Source organism: Kitasatospora sp. NPDC034023, from assembly GCF_055575795.1.
In genome coordinates, this window is the sequence record NZ_JBVIRY010000021.1 from 98,085 (window position 1) to 114,807 (window position 16,723).

A 16,723-nucleotide genomic window follows, 5' to 3' on the forward strand; every position below is an offset into this window, starting at 1 on the left:
CGGGCTCGGGGCCCGGGCCGCCGGTGGGCCGACGAACGGCTGCGGGATCATTGGAGGGCGCGGGAGACCGCGCCGACCGCGAGACCGCGACGACCGCGGGACCCTCAGGCCGGACTCGGAGCGAGCTCCGGCCGAGTTCGACCGGGTTCCGACAGAGTTCCGACAGAGCTCCGGCCGAGCTCCGACCGACAAGGATTGGCTGAACCCATGAGCAGCGGCGACGACACCGACGAGCGCAACCCCTTCGCGCCGCCGCCCACGGATGCCCCGGACCAGCCGTGGCAGCCGCGCAGCCCCTGGACCGGCGAGGGCTCGGACGGCGCCGGCGGCCAGGGTGGCGAGCGCCCGCAGCTCCCGCCGCCGTGGGGCTCCGGCCAGGGCGACGGCCGGCCCGGCCAGCGGCCCCCGGCCCCGCAGCCGCCCCGGCTCGACCCCGCCAACCCGGCCCACCGCCGGGCCCGCAACGCCGCGCTGGCCGGGCCGTTCGCGCTGGTCTGCCTGTTCGCGGGCTTCCACTGGATCGCCCTGCTGGTCGGGGTGCTCGGCATCGTCTGGGGCATCAGCGCCCTGCGGAGCCCGAAGGGTGCCGCGGGCGCGGCCGCCGGCCCTGCGGGGGCGGTCGGTCCTGCGGGGGCGTTCGGGCCTGCGGGGGCGGTCGGCCCGGTCCGCGGGGGCACGGCGCCGAACCCGCTCACCCCGGCCGCGCTCGCCGGGATCCTGACCGGCGCGATGACCGTCGTCGTCGCCACGTCGGTGATCGGCCTCGGCTACCACTACCGCGACTACGTCACCTGCGTCCAGGACTCGCTGACCGCCGTCGGCGCCGAGAACTGCGACCGGTACGCGCCGCAGTGGTACGTGGACTTCACCGGGAACACCGAGTAGCCCGGCAGTCCGGCCGTCCGTCAGTCCGTCAGTCGACCGGTCCGGCTTCAGTCGACCGGGTCCGCGGCCTCGCGGGCAGGCCCGGACAGGCGCAGCACGAGGGCGTGCGTACGGGCACGCAGCCGCAGCGCACCCCGGCGCGCCTGCCACACGAGCCGGGCGTACGCGCCCTGCCCCTCCGCCGGGGCGAGCGCGCGGTGCCGTACGAGCAGGGCGCCCGGGACGGTCACCAGCGCGAGCCAGCCCGCCGCCGCCAGGCCCGTCGACCACGGCACCGGCCCCAGCCAGACCATCCGCTCGCCCGCCAGCGCCCCGCCGGACAGCCAGCCCAGCAGGGCGGCCACCGCCCCCACCACCAGGGCCGCCGCCAGCGCAGCCGTCACCGTCGCGGCGGGCGGCCAGGGCTCGGCGCGGTCCTCAGCCCCCTCGACCCCTTCGATTCCCTCGATCCCGTCGGCCGGACTCCGCCGACCCGCCGCCGCGCGGCCCAACAACACCGTCGGCACCACCCCGGCCAGCAGCGGCAGCACCAGCGCCGCCCACCGCCAGCCGCCCGGGCCGTCGGCCGGCAGCAGCGCGAACAGCGGGAACTCCGGCACCGACCCCAGCGCCGTACCGCCCGGCGACACCGCCGTCCCGGTGCCCACCACGAACCCCGGGCCGAGCGCGTACGCCGCGCCCCACAGCACCGCGTTCGGCAGCAGCACCAGCGCGAGCAGCAGCAGGCCCGACAGCGCGGCGGGCCCGCGTCCGAGCAGCGCCATCCCGCGCCCGCCGCCGACCACCGCGTCCAGCAGCGCCGACACCGCCACCAGCACCCCGCCCGCCGCGACCAGCCCGGCCCCGGCCGCCAGCGCCGCGGCCCGTACCACCGCCGCGCCGCCGGTCGGACGGCACGACGGCGGGAGACGGTCCAGCAGGGAGCGGGCGATCGGGGAGCCGACCATCGTGGAGCGGGCGATCGGGGAGCGGGCCATCGGGGAGCCGACGGCGTCGGCCGAGCGGACTCCGGCGGCCGTGGCCAGGGCCGCCACCACTGCCACCACCAGGACGTCCAGCAGCACCTGGCTGCGGAACAGCCCGGCGCCCGCGCAGTGCAGGGCCACCGCCACCGCCACCGCGCAGTACCCCGCCCATAGCGCCACCGGGCCGCCCCAGCGCGAGCGCAGCGGCCCGCGCCGCGCCGCCACCCCGGCACCCGCCCGGTGGAGCCGGACCACGGCCAGGACGCCGAGCAGCAGCGGAGTGACGGTCAGCGGGGCGCCCGCATCCCCGCGCAGCACCGGCGCACCGTGCCCGAGCAGCCACAGCACCCCCGCCAACCGGGTGGCAGCGGCGGCGCCGTCGTCCGCGTACGGCGTCACCACCCACAGCCCGAGCACCGGCACTCCGACCCCCGCCAAGCCGACCAGCGCCGCCCGTACCCCCGCCAACAGGTCGGCCAGCGCGGGGCGTCCGCCCAATTCTCCCGGCGCCTCGAGGATCGGACGGCCCATCAGCTGCGTCATGCGCCTCATGGTGCCAAGGCGACTCGCCATGCTCCGTGAAGCGGCAAACCGCCGCCGTGTCCCAGATTATTGGCTTATGCGCATTTTCAGACCCTGCCCCCCAACCGCCGGCGCCCCGGCCCGGAGCGTCTGATGACCACGCCGCCCACCGCCGACTCCCCCACCCCGAAGCGCCACCGCGAGCCCGCCGGCGCCGACCACGACGCGGCCCGCCTGCTGCGGAAGCTGACCCCCCGTGAGGCCCAGACCCTCGCCCACCTCGCCGCCGGGCACGACCTCCCCCACACCGCCGCCGCCCTCGGCATCACCCCCACCACCGCCCGCAGCTACCTCCTGCGCGCCATGCGGAAACTCGGCGCCCCCACCGAAGCCGAGGCGATCACCCGCGCCGCGGGCACCCTGCCGTACGTCCCGCCCCTGCGCCCGGCGAACTTCGCCGGCCTCACCCCGTCCTCCCTCGGCCCCGCCGCGGTCAACGGCCGGACGGCGATCGACGGCGGACGGACCCGAACGGCCGAGCAGGCGGCGCAGCCGGCACCTCAAGCAGTGGTGGCAGCGCCGCCGGGCGCCACGCCACCCCCCGCCTCCGGCGCCCGACGCGGCCGGACGGCGCGGCGCGCCCGCCAAGAGCGCGGAGACACGGCGCACACGCCCGCGCGCGGGCGTCCGTCCTCCCTCCCCGACCAGGCGCCCCGGCCGGACCTCATCGACACCTCACCGGAGACCGGCGCGGAGCCGCACACCTCCGCCGGCACCGGCACGGCGCCGTCGGCGGCCGCGCACGGGCGCCCGGCCGCCGACGGCGGGCAGGCGACTCCGGCCGCCTCGGCCGCAGACGAAGAACGGCGGCAGTCCTCCGGCACCGGACGGAACGAGGAGGCGGCACAGCACGACAACCTGGCGCAGAACCCCCAGGGTTCCACGGCTCCGGAGCATCAGCGGCCCCCGCTCGCCAGCCGTACGGCACCCTCCGGCGACGGACCGCAGGCCCCCCAGGACTCCTCGACCGCGAAGCACCAGCAGCCCCCGGCCGTCGGCGGCCGGCCCGCCCCGGCGCCCGCCGGCACGGAAGGGCACGGCGAGATGACGCACACGGCTCCGGCCGCACCGGCCGCGGGCGGGCGCGGCCGGCCCGCGGAGAGGCGCGACCCTTCGTCCCCCGCACCGGCTTCGCCCTACGCCGCCGACCGCCCGGCGCCGAGCTTCGAGGAGCTGTACGAGACCGCGCACACCCGCCTGGTGCAGCAGGTGTTCCTGCTGACCGCCTGCCGCCACCGCGCGGTGCACTGTGTGCGGCTGGCGTTCGGGCAGGCGCGGCGGGGGTGGCAGGCGGTGGCCCGGTCGGGGGATCCGGAGGCGTGGGTGCGGGTGCGGGCGTGTGAGCTGGCGCTGTCGCCGTGGCACCGGGGCGGGCCGCGACGGGCGCACGCGTGGGGCCTGCCACACCGGCGGATCCAGGTGCGTCCGGCGGACGAGTCGCAGGCGGTGCTGCCGGACCACGACCGGCTGACCGACCGCGACCGGGCGCTGCTGAAGGCGCTCAAGCGGCTGTCGCGGCCGCAGCGCCGGGCGCTGGTGCTGCACGACGGGCTGGGGCTGCCGGCGGCGGCGATCGCGGTGGAGGTGGAGTCGACGCGGGCGGCCGCCGAGGGGCGGGTGTGGACGGCCAGGGCGGCGCTGGCGCAGTGGGTGCCGGACCTGGTGGGGCCGGATCCGGCGGCGCCGGGGTTCGCGGACGGGCTGAGCCGACTGCTGCACCGGGCGGCGGTGCGCGGCTGCCCGGCCCCGCACCGGGCGCCGGTGCCGGTGCTGCGGGCCCGGTACCGGCTGGGGACGGCGAGCCGGACGGGCGCGGCGGCCCTGCTGACGGCGGCGGTGGGCGGGGCGGCGCTGGCGACCCTGGCGGGGGTGCGGCCGGCCGTGCTGTTCCGGCCGCCCGAGCCGCCGGCACCCTCGCTGTGCCTGCCCGCCGCCGAGGCGGAGGAGCCGGGCGTGCCGCTGCTGCCGGGCGGGGCGCCGAACGGCATCAGCAGCCTGTGGTGCAGCCCGGCGCCGGGACTGGAGGCAGTACTGCTGGAGCCTCACAGCCAGGCGGTCGCCCGCTGGCAGCTGCCGGCGGCGGCGCGGGGCGCGGAGGCCCCGCCGCCGCAGGGTCCGGTGGTCTGCCCGCTGTGGTCGCCGCGGCCCTGCACGACGGGACCGAGAGCGCACTGAAGGAGGCCGGCTCCCCGGAGGCCGGCAGCCGGAGGCGCGCCGAAAGCAGCGCGCCGAAGCAGCCCGCTGAAAGCGGCGAGCGCCCCCGCCCGGGAAGGGCGGGGGCGCTCGTTGCGCGCGGGGGCGGGATCAGGCCTGGGCGGCGATGATCTCGCGGGCCAGGCGGGCGGTCTCGGACGGCGTCTTGCCGACCTTGACACCGGCGGCCTCGAGGGCCTCCTTCTTCGCCTGGGCGGTGCCCGAGGAACCGGAGACGATGGCGCCGGCGTGGCCCATGGTCTTGCCCTCGGGGGCGGTGAAGCCCGCGACGTAGCCGACGACCGGCTTGGTCACGTTCGCCTTGATGAAGTCCGCGGCACGCTCCTCGGCGTCGCCACCGATCTCACCGATCATGACGATGATCTCGGTCTCCGGGTCCTCCTGGAAGGCCTTGAGAGCGTCGATGTGGGTGGTGCCGATGACCGGGTCACCGCCGATGCCCACGGCCGAGGTGAAGCCGATGTCGCGCAGCTCGTACATGAGCTGGTAGGTCAGGGTGCCGGACTTCGAGACCAGACCGATCTTGCCGGAGGTGGTGATGTCGGCCGGGATGATGCCGGCGTTCGACTGTCCGGGGCTGATCAGGCCGGGGCAGTTCGGGCCGATGATGCGGGTCTTGTTGCCCTTGGCACCGGCGTGCGCCCAGAAGGCGGCGGTGTCGTGCACCGGAACGCCCTCGGTGATGACGACGGCCAGGCCGATCTCGGCGTCGACGGCCTCGACGACGGCGTCCTTGGTGAACTTCGGCGGCACGAAGATGACGGTGACGTCGGCACCGGTCTTCTCCATGGCCTCGGCGACGGTGCCGAAGACGGGCACCTCGGTGCCGTCGACGTCGACCGTGGTGCCGGCCTTGCGCGGGTTGACACCGCCGACGATCTGGGTGCCGGAGGCGAGCATGCGGCGAGTGTGCTTCATGCCCTCGGAGCCGGTCATGCCCTGGACGATGACCTTGCTGTCCTTGGTAAGGAAGATAGCCATGGTGTGAAGTCCCCTTCCTTACTTGTTGGCCAGCTCGGCGGCGCGGTCAGCGGCGCCGTCCATGGTGTCCACGCGCTGGACCAGCGGGTGGTTCGCGTCGTCGAGGATCTTGCGACCCAGCTCCGCGTTGTTGCCGTCCAGACGGACGACCAGCGGCTTGGTGACGTTCTCGCCCTTGCTCGCGAGGAGCTCCAGGGCCTGCACGATGCCGTTGGCGACCGCGTCGCACGCGGTGATGCCGCCGAAGACGTTGACGAAGACCGACTTGACGTCGGGGTCGCCCAGGATGATCTCCAGGCCGTTCGCCATGACCTCGGCGGACGCGCCGCCACCGATGTCGAGGAAGTTGGCGGGCTTGACGCCGCCGTGCTTCTCACCGGCGTAGGCGACCACGTCGAGGGTGCTCATGACGAGGCCCGCGCCGTTGCCGATGATGCCGACCTGGCCCTCGAGCTTGACGTAGTTCAGGCCCTTGGCCTTGGCGGCGGCCTCCAGCGGGTTGGCCGCGGCCTTGTCCTCCAGGGCCTCGTGCTCGGGCTGGCGGAACTCGGCGTTCTCGTCCAGGGAGACCTTGCCGTCAAGCGCGATGATCTTGCCGTCGCCGGACTTGATCAGCGGGTTGACCTCGACGAGGAGCGCGTCCTCGGCGATGAAGACCTTCCACAGCTTCTGCAGGACGTCGGCGACCTGGTCGGCGATCTCGGCCGGGAACTTCGCCGCGGCGACGATCTCGGCGGCCTTCTCCGGGGTGCAGCCCTCGTTGGCGTCGACCGGGATCTTGGCGAGCGCCTCGGGGTTCTGCTCGGCGACGACCTCGATCTCCACGCCGCCCTCGACGCTGGCCATGGCCAGGAAGGTGCGGTTGGTGCGGTCCAGCAGGAACGAGACGTAGTACTCGTCCTTGATGTCCGCGGTCTGGGCCAGCATCACCTTGTGAACGGTGTGGCCCTTGATGTCCATACCGAGGATCGCCTCGGCCTTGGCGACGGCATCGGCCGGGTCCGCGGCGAGCTTGACGCCACCGGCCTTGCCGCGGCCGCCGACCTTCACCTGAGCCTTGACGACGGCGCGTCCGCCGAAGCGCTCGGCGATGGCACGAGCGGCTTCGGGGGTCTCGATGACATCACCGTCAAGCACGGGCACGCCGTGCTTGGCGAAGAGGTCCCTCGCCTGGTACTCGAACAGGTCCACGTGTGTTCGTCCTTGTTCGTGGTCGCGGATTGTGTCTCTACGAGCGTGCCACGGCAGGATCTTCGCTGCGGGTCGTCGGGGCGGTGCGGGTACGCAGAGGTACGGCCTTGCGGCCCACACAGCCACGGGCGCACACGTCAATCAACACGCGCGTCACGTCCGTCTGGCAGGTTATCCCCGTGGGACGGGACTGTTCCGCCCGGGGCCTGCCCGGCATGGGTGAGAACCGTCACAGACAGCCTAGAGCGTCCCGGTAAACCCCCTTCCACCGATCGGGTGGATTCGCACGTCCGGGTGAATCCGTCACACCCCCTGGTCGGGCACCGGGATCGGGCGCTTCTCGATCGCCGCCGCCATGATCTCGGGGAACACGTCCGGGGTGCAGGCGAAGGCCGGCGCGCCGAGGGCGGCCAGGGCGGCGGCGTGCGCGTGGTCGTAGGCGGGCGCACCCTCGTCGGAGAGCGCGAGCAGGGCGATGAACTGGACGCCGGCCGCCTTCATCGCGGCGACCCGCTTGAGCATGCCGTCCCGGATACCGCCCTCGTACAGGTCGCTGATCAGCACGACGACGGTCTCGGAGGGGCGGGTGATCTTCGACTGGCAGTAGGCGAGCGCGCGGTTGATGTCGGTGCCGCCGCCGAGCCGGGTGGCGAACAGGACGTCCACCGGGTCGGTGAGCTGCTCGGTGAGGTCGACCACCGAGGTGTCGAAGACGACCAGCCGGGTGTCCAGGGTGCGCATCGAGGCGAGCACCGCGCCGAAGACCGCCGAGTGCACGACCGAGGGCGCCATCGAGCCGGACTGGTCGATGCAGAGGATGACGTCCTTCTTCACCGCGCGCTGGGCGCGGGCGTAGCCGACCAGCCGCTCCGGGACGACGGTGCCGTACTCGGGCAGGTAGTTCTTCAGGTTGGCCCGGATCGTCCGGTCCCAGTCGATGTCGCGGTGCCGGGGGCGGTTGACCTTGGCGCTGCGGTCGAGGGCCCCGCCGAGGGTGGCCCGGGTGCGGTCGGCCAGTCGGCGCTCCAGGTCGGCGACCACCTTGCCGACCACGGCCCGGGCGGTCTCCCGGGTGGTCTCGGGCAGCGCGTGCTTGAGCGAGAGCAGGGTGCCGACCAGGTGGACGTCCGGTTCGACGGCCTCCAGCATCTCCGGCTCCAGCAGCAGCCGGTCCAGGCCGAGCCGAGTGATCGCGTCCTGCTGCATCAGCTGGACGACGGTGGACGGGAAGTACTCCCGGATGTCGCCCAGCCAGCGGGCCACCTGCGGGGCCGAACCGCCCAGCCCCGCGCTGCGCCGCCCGCCGCCGCGGCCGGCCCGGCCGCCCTGCTCGGGCGCGCCGCGGTAGAGCGCGCCGAGGGCGCCGTCCATCGCGGCGTCCCGGCCGCGCAGGGTGCAGCCGGTGCCGTCGGCCTCGCCGCCGAGCACCAGCCGCCAGCGGCGCAGCCGTTCGTCGGTCGTGGGCGCTGCCATCTCGTCCTCCTGCTTCAGCGGGTACCGCGGTGATCGGGTGCGGCCGGTCGTCGGGTGCGGCGGGTCGTCGGGTGCGGCGGGTGTGTCCGCTGCTGCGAGGGTCAGGTGTTGCGGCCGGCGGCCTGCCGGGGGATCCGCGGGCGGATGCCTAGCAGCAGGGCCACGACGGGGACGGCGGCGTCGGCGCGGGCGCGGTCCAGTTCGCCCACCGGGGCCCGGTCCGCCGGGGGGCCGCCGAGCGGACCGGCCGCGACCCGGCCGCCGATGGTCGTCCGCACGCCCGCCTCCAGCCCGGCGAAGGTACGGCGCAGCAGCGGCAGGACGTCGGTGAAGACCTCGCCGCTCACCCCGGTCAGCCAGGCGTCCAGCAGGGCGAGCAGCCGGGGGTCGTGCAGCAGCAGGGCGCCGCCGCCGGTGAGGAAGCCCTCGACCCAACCGGCCGCGTCCGCGGGGGCGTTGGCGACGGACAGGACCAGCCGCAGTCGGCGGCCGGCCTCCTCGGAGTCGAGTCGGCCGTCGTCCAGCAGCAGCCGGACGGCCCGGCCGCGGAGCAGGCCCGGGGCGCCGGTCGCCGGGCCGCCGGACGGCTCGCGGGCGGCCAGTGAGCGCAGGGCGGCGGCCCAGCGGTCGGCCAGGCCGGCCAGGCCGTACGGGTCCGGTGCCCGGTCGGGGCCGGCGGGGGCGGCGGGGTTGCCCGGGTGGGCAGCGTCACCCCGGCCGTCGGGACCGTCCCGGTCCGGTGCGGCGTCGGCGGCCGGCGGCCCGGCGGAGGTCAGCAGGCCGATCGCGCCGTGCACCTCGTCGAGGCGGCCGCGCATCGCCGCCGCGCTCTCGGCGTCCAGCCCGACGCAGCCGGGCGGCAGTCCGACGCAGATCCGCTCGGCCAGGCCGGCCGCCGCCCCGGCGAGCGCGCCGTCGTCGGTGCCCCGCACGTCGCCGTAGCGCAGCGCGCGGACCAGCGCGGGCAGCGCGCCCGCCAGGTGCGCGACGTCGGTGTCCAGGGCCGCGCAGTCGGCGAGCACCCGCATCACTGCGGGCAGCGCGCCGGACAGCCCGGCCAGCAGGCAGGTCTCCACCAGGCCGGTCAGTTCGGCGAGTTCGACGGCGGCGCGGGCGGTGCCGACCGCCTTTCCGGTGGCCGCTTCCTCGACCGTGGTGCCCCACTGGGCGGCCTCGGCGATCCGGACCGCGAACTCCGGCTGCCAGCACAGCCGCCAACTCTCCCGGAACGTCCCGGTCGAGTTGACCGAGGAGCGGGCCGGCACGCCCCAGTCCACGCCCAGCAGCCGCAGCCGGTGCAGCAGCCGGGAGCGGGCCGCGTCGGTCTCCTTGCGCAGGTCGAGGTCGATGTCCTTCGGCGTGGCCTCGGGCTTGAGTCGCAGCGAGCGCTGCAGCCGGGCGAGGTCGCGCTGCAGCGGAACCGCCGGTGCGGCGTCCGGGACCTCGCCGAGCTCGTCGCCGATCACCAGGCGGTCCCGGACCAGCTCCAGGGCGACGTCCGAGCCCTCGCAGAGCACCGCGCGGACGGCGTCCAGGGTCTCGGTCAGCCCGGCGAGCGGGCGACCGCGCAGGACGGCCAGGGTCTCGGCGAGCCGGACCGCCTCGATGACGTGGGCGGAGGAGACCGGGTGGTCCTCGGCGCGCAGGAGGTCGGCGGCCCGGGTGAGCCAGCGCGGCACCGGGTCGCCGTCGGTGGTGAACAGGTGGTGGTACCAGCCGGGCGAGTGCACGCCCGCGCCGTACCCGGTGGCCGGGGAGAGCCGGCGGTGCGTCCAGGGCACCCAGGTGATGTCCGTCCGCACCTTCTTCGGCAGCTCGGCGAGCAGCGCCCGGTCGTGCGCGACGGTGGGCATCGTCTCCAGCGCGGGGACGTGGAAGGCTCCGCAGACCACGGCGATCCGCCGGTGCCCGGCGCGGCGGGCGGCGCGGATCTGCTGGCGCATGTACGCCTCGCGCAGCAGGTCCCGGCGGGACTCGCCGAGACCCTCGGCGCGCAGCGCGCCCATCGCCTCGGCGACGGCGGCGAACGGGGCCAGCGCGTCGGTGCCGGGCGCGCGGTGCTCGACGACGTCCTCCCACCAGCGCTCCGGGTCGTCGTGCCCGGCCGCCTCGGCGAGCAGTGCCAGCGGGTCGACGGGCAGCTCGCCGGCGTCGTCGGCACCCGTGGCGTCGGATCCACCGGTGCCGTCGGAACCGGCGGTGTCGTCGGAACCGGCGGTGGCCTCGGGCGCGCGCGCGAAGCCGTACCCGGCGGGCAGGTCGATGAAGCGGACCGGCAGGTCGTGCTCCACGGCGTGCCGGATCGCCACCCACTCCGGGGAGAACGCGGCGTACGGCCAGAAGGCGGCCTTCGCCGGGTCGTCCACCGCGTGGGCGAGCAGCGCGACCGGCGGCACCAGGTCCTTCTCGGCGGCCAGGTGGACGATGCCGTCGGCCTCCGGCGGACCCTCGACGAGCACCGCGTCCGGCTGCCACTGCGCCAGCGCGGCGGCCACCGAACGGGCCGAGCCGGGGCCGTGGTGGCGGATGCCGAGGAGAGCGACCTCCGCGGTCATGCCGTCACCTCGCGAGCGGCCCGGTAGAAGTCCTTCCAGCCGTCGCGCTCGCGCACCACCCCTTCGACGTACTCGCGCCAGACCGCCTGGTCCGCCACCGGGTCTCGGACGACGGCGCCGAGGATGCCGGCCGTCACGTCCCCGGCGCGCAGCACGCCGTCGCCGAAGTGGGTGGCCAGGGCCAGGCCGTTGGTCACCACCGAGATCGCCTCGGCGGTGGAGAGGGTGCCGCTCGGGGTCTTGACCTTCGTCCGGCCGTCCACCGTGATCCCGGCCCGCAACTCCCGGAAGACGGTCACCACGCGCCTGATCTCCTCGGCGCCGCCGGGCAGTTCGGGCAGCTCCAGGGAGCGGCCGAGCTGGCCGACCCGGCGGGTGACGATGTCGACCTCCTCCTCCAGCGAGCCCGGCAGCGGCAGCACCACGGTGTTGAACCGGCGGCGCAACGCGCTGGAGAGCTCGTTGACGCCGCGGTCGCGGTCGTTGGCGGTGGCGATCACGTTGAAGCCGCGCACCGCCTGCGTCTCGCTGCCCAACTCCGGCACCGGGAGAGTCTTCTCGGACAGGATGGTGATCAGGCTGTCCTGGACGTCGGCCGGGATGCGGGTCAGCTCCTCGACCCGGGCGATCTTGCCGTCGGCCATCGCCCGCATCAGCGGCGAGGGCACCAGGGCGTCCGGGCTGGGGCCGCGGGTGAGCAGCTGGGCGTAGTTCCAGCCGTACCGGACGGCCTCCTCGGGGGTGCCCGCGGTGCCCTGCACCAGCATCGTGGAGTCGCCGCTGATCGCGGCCGCCAGGTGCTCGGACACCCAGGTCTTCGCGGTGCCGGGCACGCCGAGCAGCAGCAGCGCCCGGTCCGTCGCCAGCGTCGTCACGGCGACCTCGACCACGCGGCGCGGGCCGATGTACTTGGGGGTGATCCGGGTGCCGTCGGGCAGTTCGCCGCCGAGCAGGTACGTCGCCACGGCCCATGGCGACAGCTTCCAGCGCTCCGGGCGCGGACGGTCGTCCTGCGCGGCCAGGGCGGCCAGTTCGCCGGCGAAGGCGTCCTCGGCGTGCTGCCGCAGAACGTCGGTCATGGGGGCTCCTTGAGGTCGGCCACCGGGGCACACGGGTGCCCCGGGGCAGGATGATCGGGGGGAGCCAGGTCGGCGTCCCGGCCTGTGGGAACCACCCTGCACCGTCCCACTGACAACGCCCGCCGACCCCGGGAAGGGCGCCGGACGGTCAGTCAGCCACTGTCAGTGCCGCCGCCTACGGTCGGTCGCATGGAGGAACGCTGGAGCACCGAACACGTCCTGTCCCTGGCACCTGACGCCGCATCGCAGAAGGCGGCGGGCAAGCTCTCCTCGCCCGCGTCGTGGTCCGGCACGGGCGCCGACGGCACCGCGGTCTGGGGCGAGTGCAAGGGCAGCGGCCGCACGCCGTACCGCACCGTGATCGAACTCGTCACGCCCGCCTACAACTGCACCTGCCCCAGCCGGAAGTTCCCGTGCAAGCACGCGCTCGGACTCCTCCTGCTGTGGAGCGGCTCCCCGGAGGCCGTCCCGGCCGCCGAGCCCGCCGACTGGGCGGCCGACTGGCTCCGGGCCCGCCAGGAGCGCGCCGAGAAACGCGCGGCGGCGCCGGTCGACCCGGAGGCCGCCCGCCGCCGGGCCGAGAAGCGCGGCGCCCGGGTCGCGGCCGGCGCGGCCGAGCTGCGGCTGCGCCTGGCCGACCGGATCCGACACGGCCTGGCCGACCAGTCCGCCGCCGGCCCCTGGGAGGAGGTCGCCGCCCGCATGGTCGACGCGCAGGCCCCCGGCCTGGCCGCCCGGGTCCGCGAACTCGACGCCCTGCCGCAGGAGCGGCGGCTGGAGGAGTACGCGATGCTCCACCTGCTCGCCACCGCCGCCACCCGGCTCGACGAGCTGCCCGCCGAACTGGCCGCGAGCGTCCGCGCCCGGGTCGGCTACACCCTGGACGCCGCCGAGGTGCTGGCCGGCCCCACCGTCCGCGACCGCTGGCTGGTGCTCGGCAGCCGGGACACGTCCGACGAGCGGCTCACCACCCGCCGGGTCTGGCTGCGCGGCGCCAAGACCGGCCGCCCCGCCCTGCTGCTGGCCTTCGGCCGCCCCGGCCAGGCCCCCGACCTCGCCCTGCCCACCGGCCACCTGCTGGAGGCCGAACTCGCCTACCACCCCGGCGCCCGCCCGCTGCGCGCCGTCCTCGGCACCCGCTACGGCGCCCCCGAGGCGGGCCCGGCCGACCCGCCCGCCGGGCTGACCGTCGCCGAGGCGGTGGCCGGGTACGGCACCGCCGTCGCCGACGACCCGTGGCTGGACACCTGGCCGACCGTCCTCACCGACGTCGTCCCGGTCCGCACCCCGGACGGCTGGTACCTGACGGACGGCCACCAAACCGTGCCCGTCCGTGCCTCGGCCGTCCCGGAGGCGGCGCTGTGGCGCCTGGCCGCGGTCTCCACCGGCCGCCCGCTGACGGTCTTCGGCGAGTACGGCCACCAGGGCTTCGCCCCGGTCACGGCCTGGCCCGCCGGGCACCGACCGGTCGGCCTCACCAATTCCTAGGAGCACCGAGAATGACGATCACCCAGGACCCGTGGGAGACCCTGCACACCAGCGCCCTGCTCGGCACCGACCGCCGCCCGCTCCCGGCCACCGCCCTGCCGCTCGCCGACGCCGTGGACCGGACCGACCCGGCCACCGCCCTGCTGGAGCTGGCCGCCCTCGCCACCGTCCGCCGCCGGGCGGGCGCGCTGCCCGTACCGGCCGCCGAGCCGCCCGGCCCGCCCGCGCCCGAGGACACCCGGCCGGAGCTGCCCGAGCCGGCCGCCCGCCGGCTGGCGGTCCTGCTGGCCGGCCGCACCGGCGGCAGCGGCGGCACCGCCGGCGGCACCCTGGCCAACCTGGCCGAGCTGCTGCCGCAGTGGCTCGCCACCGCCCGCGCCCGGGGCCTGCGGCCGCCCGCCGCGCTGATACCCGGCCTGCTCGACGCCGCCCGCGCTCGCGGCGAACTGCGTTCCGACGCCGTCGCACTGGCCGGCCCGCTGGGCCGCTGGCTGGCCGAGCGGAACCCCGACTGGCGGTTCGTGCTGCGCACCACCACCCAGGAGCCGGCCCGGCAGCAGGACGACCCCGCCGACCACCAGCTGTGGCACGAGGGCCTGTTCGCCGAGCGCGTCACCCACCTCACGCTGCTGCGCCGCCGGGACCCGGCCGCCGGCCTGGAGCTGCTGCGGAGCACCTGGTCCACCGAGCGGGCCGAGGACCGCCTGCTCTTCCTGGACTCCCTCCAGGACGGCCTCTCCCCCGACGACGAGCCGTTCCTGGAGGCCGCCCTCGGCGACCGCAGCAAGAACGTCCGCGCGACCGCCGCCGAACTGCTCTCCACCCTGCCCGGCTCCGCCCTGGCGCGTCGGATGGGCGAGCGCGCGCGGACCGCCGTACGCCTCGCCGGGAGCGGCACGCACCTGCTGGTCACCCCGCCCGCCGAGTGCGACGCGCAGATGCAGCGCGACGGCATCGCGCCCAAGTCCCCCACCGGGCGCGGCGAACGGGCCTGGTGGTTCGGCGAGCTGGTGGCCGCGGCCCCGCTCTCGGTCTGGCCGGAGAGCACCGGCCTGACACCCGAACAGCTGCTCGCCCTGCGGGTCGGCGACAGCATCGACGAGACCAGCAGCAGTTGGGCCGACGACCTGCGGGAGGCCTGGGCGCGCGCCGCCGTCCGCCAGCACGACGCCGGCTGGGCCCGGGCACTGCTCGGCCCGGCCCCGGTGCCGCCCACCCGCGGCGCCGGCCGGGCCCGTGCCCCGCGTGCCACCGGCGCCCCGGCCAAGCTGCTGGCCGTCCTGCCGCCCGAGGAGCGGGCCGCCTGGACGGCCGCGTTCATCGAGGTGCACGGGCTGGGCGAGGCCTTCCAGCTGCTCGGCGCCTGCGCCACCCCGTGGACGCCGCCGCTGTCCACCGCCGTGGTGAGCGCCCTGGCCCGGGCCGCCGCCTCCGGCGCGTACCCGTGGAGCCACAGCGGGGTGCTCGGGATGACGGAGCGCGCGCTCGCGCCCGAGACGGCCGGCGCGGTGGAGGAGCTGGCCGCCGGGGCCGCCCCGGACTCCGCCTGGGCCGAGACCTTCGCCCGGCTGGCCGGCACCCTGCGCTTCCGGGCCGCGATGCTCGCGGAGCTGGCGGGCTGACGCCGGGCGGGCAGTCCGAACGGGCCTCCGGCCGGGCAGTCCGGACGAGCGGTCCGGCGGGCCGGGTGACGAAGCGGCCCCGGGAACGGCAGGGCGGGCCGGCCCCGAGGGACCGGCCCGCCCGTCCTGCCGACGATCAGCTCACCCGAGGATCAGCTCGCCCGCAGGTTGGCCTCGACCCAGGCGACCACGTCCCGGGTGGGCGTGCCCGGGGTGAAGATGTCCGCGACGCCCATCGCCTTGAGCTCGGCGATGTCCTCGTCCGGGATGATCCCCCCGCAGAAGACCTTGATGTCCGCCGCGTCGCGCTCCTTCAGCAACTCCAGCACCCGCGCGCACAGCGTCATGTGGGCACCGGAGAGGATCGACAGCCCGATGCCGTCCGCGTCCTCCTGGATCGCGGTGTCGACGACCTGCTCGGGCGTCTGGTGCAGCCCGGTGTAGATGACCTCCATACCGGCGTCGCGCAGGGCACGCGCAATGACCTTGGCGCCACGGTCGTGACCGTCGAGCCCCGGCTTGGCGACCACCACACGGATCGGCCCCGACACACTCATCACTGCCTCCTGGACATCGTTGTCCACCACCCCACCGGGCTTCGTGGGCCACGGGCGCGGTTAACGGTCAATAACCAACCTGAGGGGAGGTTAGCGCCACCCGGCCCGCTTGACCGCGCCCCCTCCCAAGAGGAGGGCAAAGTCACAGCTCCAAGCCTTGCTACCAGCGGGTATACCCATCCTTCCGCCGACCTCCCCACAGACCCCCCGAGCGCCCCCTTGACAACCGGAGGTTTTTCCGGCGCGTCGGCCTTCCGGCTACAGTCACGGCTGTTCGACCTCGACCGACGACGTCCGTGACCGAGGCCCACCGAGGAGGCAGCCCCCGATGGCTCCCGAAGCAGCCGCCCGTCCGACCCGTGCGCAGCTGCGCCTCGCCGCCCGCGAGCAGTCCCGCGCCGAGCGCCGCGGTGCCGCCAAGGCGGCCACCCGGACGGCGCTGCTGCGGGTCGCGCTCCCGTCGATGGCCGCGCTCGGGGTCGCCGGCGCGGCGGCCGTCACGGTGGTGCAGGAGCAGGACGGGCGGGTGCCGTCGCAGGCCTCGGCGGCCGACGCCCCGGACAACACCGCCGCCCGGACCGCGGCGCGGCAGGCCCTCGCGACCGGCGACCAGGCCCAGGCCTCGCGCGGCGACGCCCGCCGACCGCTGGCCGGCACCCAGCCCACCGACGCCCGGCCGAGCGACCCCCCGACCGCGCAGCCCGCCGCCGAGCCGGCCCCGGAACCGGTCAAACCCAAGGTGGTCATGCCGGTCGCGCAGCACGGCCTCGGCGAGCTGTTCGGCGAGGCGGGCACCCACTGGGCCAACCGCCACACCGGCATCGACTTCCCGGTCGACGGCGGCAGCCAGGTCATGGCCGTCGCCGACGGCACGATCCGCACCCAGTGGAACCCGTTCTACGGCTACATGTCGGTCCTCAAGATGTCCGACGGCACCGAGGCCTGGTACTGCCACCTGCGCGGCTACAAGATCCGCAAGGGGCCGGTGAAGCAGGGCGACGTCATCGCCTTCGTCGGCAGCAGCGGCAACAGCACCGGGCCGCACCTGCACTTCGAGATCCGGCCGGCCGGCAGCGGGCCGATCGACCCGCTGCCGTGGTTCCTGGCCAACGGCCTGGACCCCCGCTAGCG

The 16,723-nt window shown here is 75.9% G+C and carries 12 protein-coding genes; 5 read left to right on the forward strand and 7 right to left on the reverse strand.

Annotated elements, in window-relative coordinates:
- Nucleotides 1-207: 207 nt before the first annotated feature.
- Complete coding sequence (locus tag ACZ52R_RS26240; RefSeq protein ID WP_465754257.1) at nt 208-885, forward strand: hypothetical protein; 678 nt, start codon at nt 208-210, stop codon at nt 883-885.
- 47 nt (nt 886-932) lie between these two features.
- Here the strand turns inward: ACZ52R_RS26240 and ACZ52R_RS26245 are convergent, their stop codons facing one another.
- Nucleotides 933-2,393 carry a cell division protein PerM gene (locus ACZ52R_RS26245; protein WP_465754258.1) on the reverse strand — a complete coding sequence of 487 codons (1,461 nt, stop codon included), beginning with the start codon at nt 2,391-2,393 and terminating at the stop codon, nt 933-935.
- A 132-nt stretch (nt 2,394-2,525) separates the two neighbouring features.
- Here ACZ52R_RS26245 and ACZ52R_RS26250 point away from each other — a divergent pair, with 132 nt between their 5' ends.
- Nucleotides 2,526-4,607 carry a LuxR C-terminal-related transcriptional regulator gene (locus ACZ52R_RS26250; RefSeq protein ID WP_465754259.1) on the forward strand — a complete coding sequence of 694 codons (2,082 nt, stop codon included), beginning with the start codon at nt 2,526-2,528 and terminating at the stop codon, nt 4,605-4,607.
- A gap of 129 nt (nt 4,608-4,736) precedes the next feature.
- Here ACZ52R_RS26250 and sucD read toward each other — a convergent pair whose 3' ends face one another.
- From sucD to ACZ52R_RS26275, 5 genes are all read right to left on the reverse strand, one after another.
- Nucleotides 4,737-5,627: a succinate--CoA ligase subunit alpha gene (gene sucD / locus ACZ52R_RS26255; RefSeq protein WP_360495163.1), complete on the reverse strand. Its 891-nt coding sequence runs from the start codon at nt 5,625-5,627 to the stop codon at nt 4,737-4,739.
- A gap of 18 nt (nt 5,628-5,645) precedes the next feature.
- Nucleotides 5,646-6,818: an ADP-forming succinate--CoA ligase subunit beta gene (gene sucC, locus ACZ52R_RS26260; protein WP_360495160.1), complete on the reverse strand. Its 1,173-nt coding sequence runs from the start codon at nt 6,816-6,818 to the stop codon at nt 5,646-5,648.
- 303 nt (nt 6,819-7,121) lie between these two features.
- Entirely contained in the window at nt 7,122-8,291 is a 1,170-nt protein-coding gene (locus ACZ52R_RS26265) for a VWA domain-containing protein (RefSeq protein WP_360495157.1), read from the reverse strand.
- Nucleotides 8,292-8,392: 101 nt separating this feature from the next.
- Nucleotides 8,393-10,846 (reverse strand): DUF5682 family protein, encoded by a 2,454-nt coding sequence (locus ACZ52R_RS26270; protein WP_465616246.1) that lies wholly within the window; start codon nt 10,844-10,846, stop codon nt 8,393-8,395.
- Complete coding sequence (locus tag ACZ52R_RS26275) at nt 10,843-11,925, reverse strand: ATP-binding protein (RefSeq protein ID WP_465616244.1); 1,083 nt, start codon at nt 11,923-11,925, stop codon at nt 10,843-10,845. The genes ACZ52R_RS26270 and ACZ52R_RS26275 overlap by 4 nt, the downstream gene beginning before the upstream one ends.
- A gap of 189 nt (nt 11,926-12,114) precedes the next feature.
- On the opposite strand from ACZ52R_RS26275, the gene ACZ52R_RS26280 reads away from it, so the two are divergent.
- Both ACZ52R_RS26280 and ACZ52R_RS26285 read left to right on the forward strand, forming a co-directional pair.
- On the forward strand, nt 12,115-13,413 hold the full coding sequence (locus ACZ52R_RS26280) for an SWIM zinc finger family protein (protein WP_465754260.1): 1,299 nt from the start codon (nt 12,115-12,117) through the stop codon (nt 13,411-13,413).
- Nucleotides 13,414-13,424: 11 nt separating this feature from the next.
- Nucleotides 13,425-15,035, forward strand: coding sequence for a DUF5691 domain-containing protein (locus ACZ52R_RS26285; protein WP_465662413.1), 1,611 nt, complete (start codon nt 13,425-13,427; stop codon nt 15,033-15,035).
- Between the two features lie 152 nt (nt 15,036-15,187).
- On the opposite strand, the gene ACZ52R_RS26290 is transcribed toward ACZ52R_RS26285, so the two are convergent.
- A complete protein-coding gene (locus ACZ52R_RS26290) occupies nt 15,188-15,592 on the reverse strand; it encodes a cobalamin B12-binding domain-containing protein (protein ID WP_189916109.1) in 405 nt (134 codons plus the stop codon).
- A 328-nt stretch (nt 15,593-15,920) separates the two neighbouring features.
- On the opposite strand from ACZ52R_RS26290, the gene ACZ52R_RS26295 reads away from it, so the two are divergent.
- A complete protein-coding gene (locus tag ACZ52R_RS26295) occupies nt 15,921-16,721 on the forward strand; it encodes a M23 family metallopeptidase (protein ID WP_465616238.1) in 801 nt (266 codons plus the stop codon).
- The last annotated feature ends 2 nt before the right edge of the window (nt 16,722-16,723 follow it).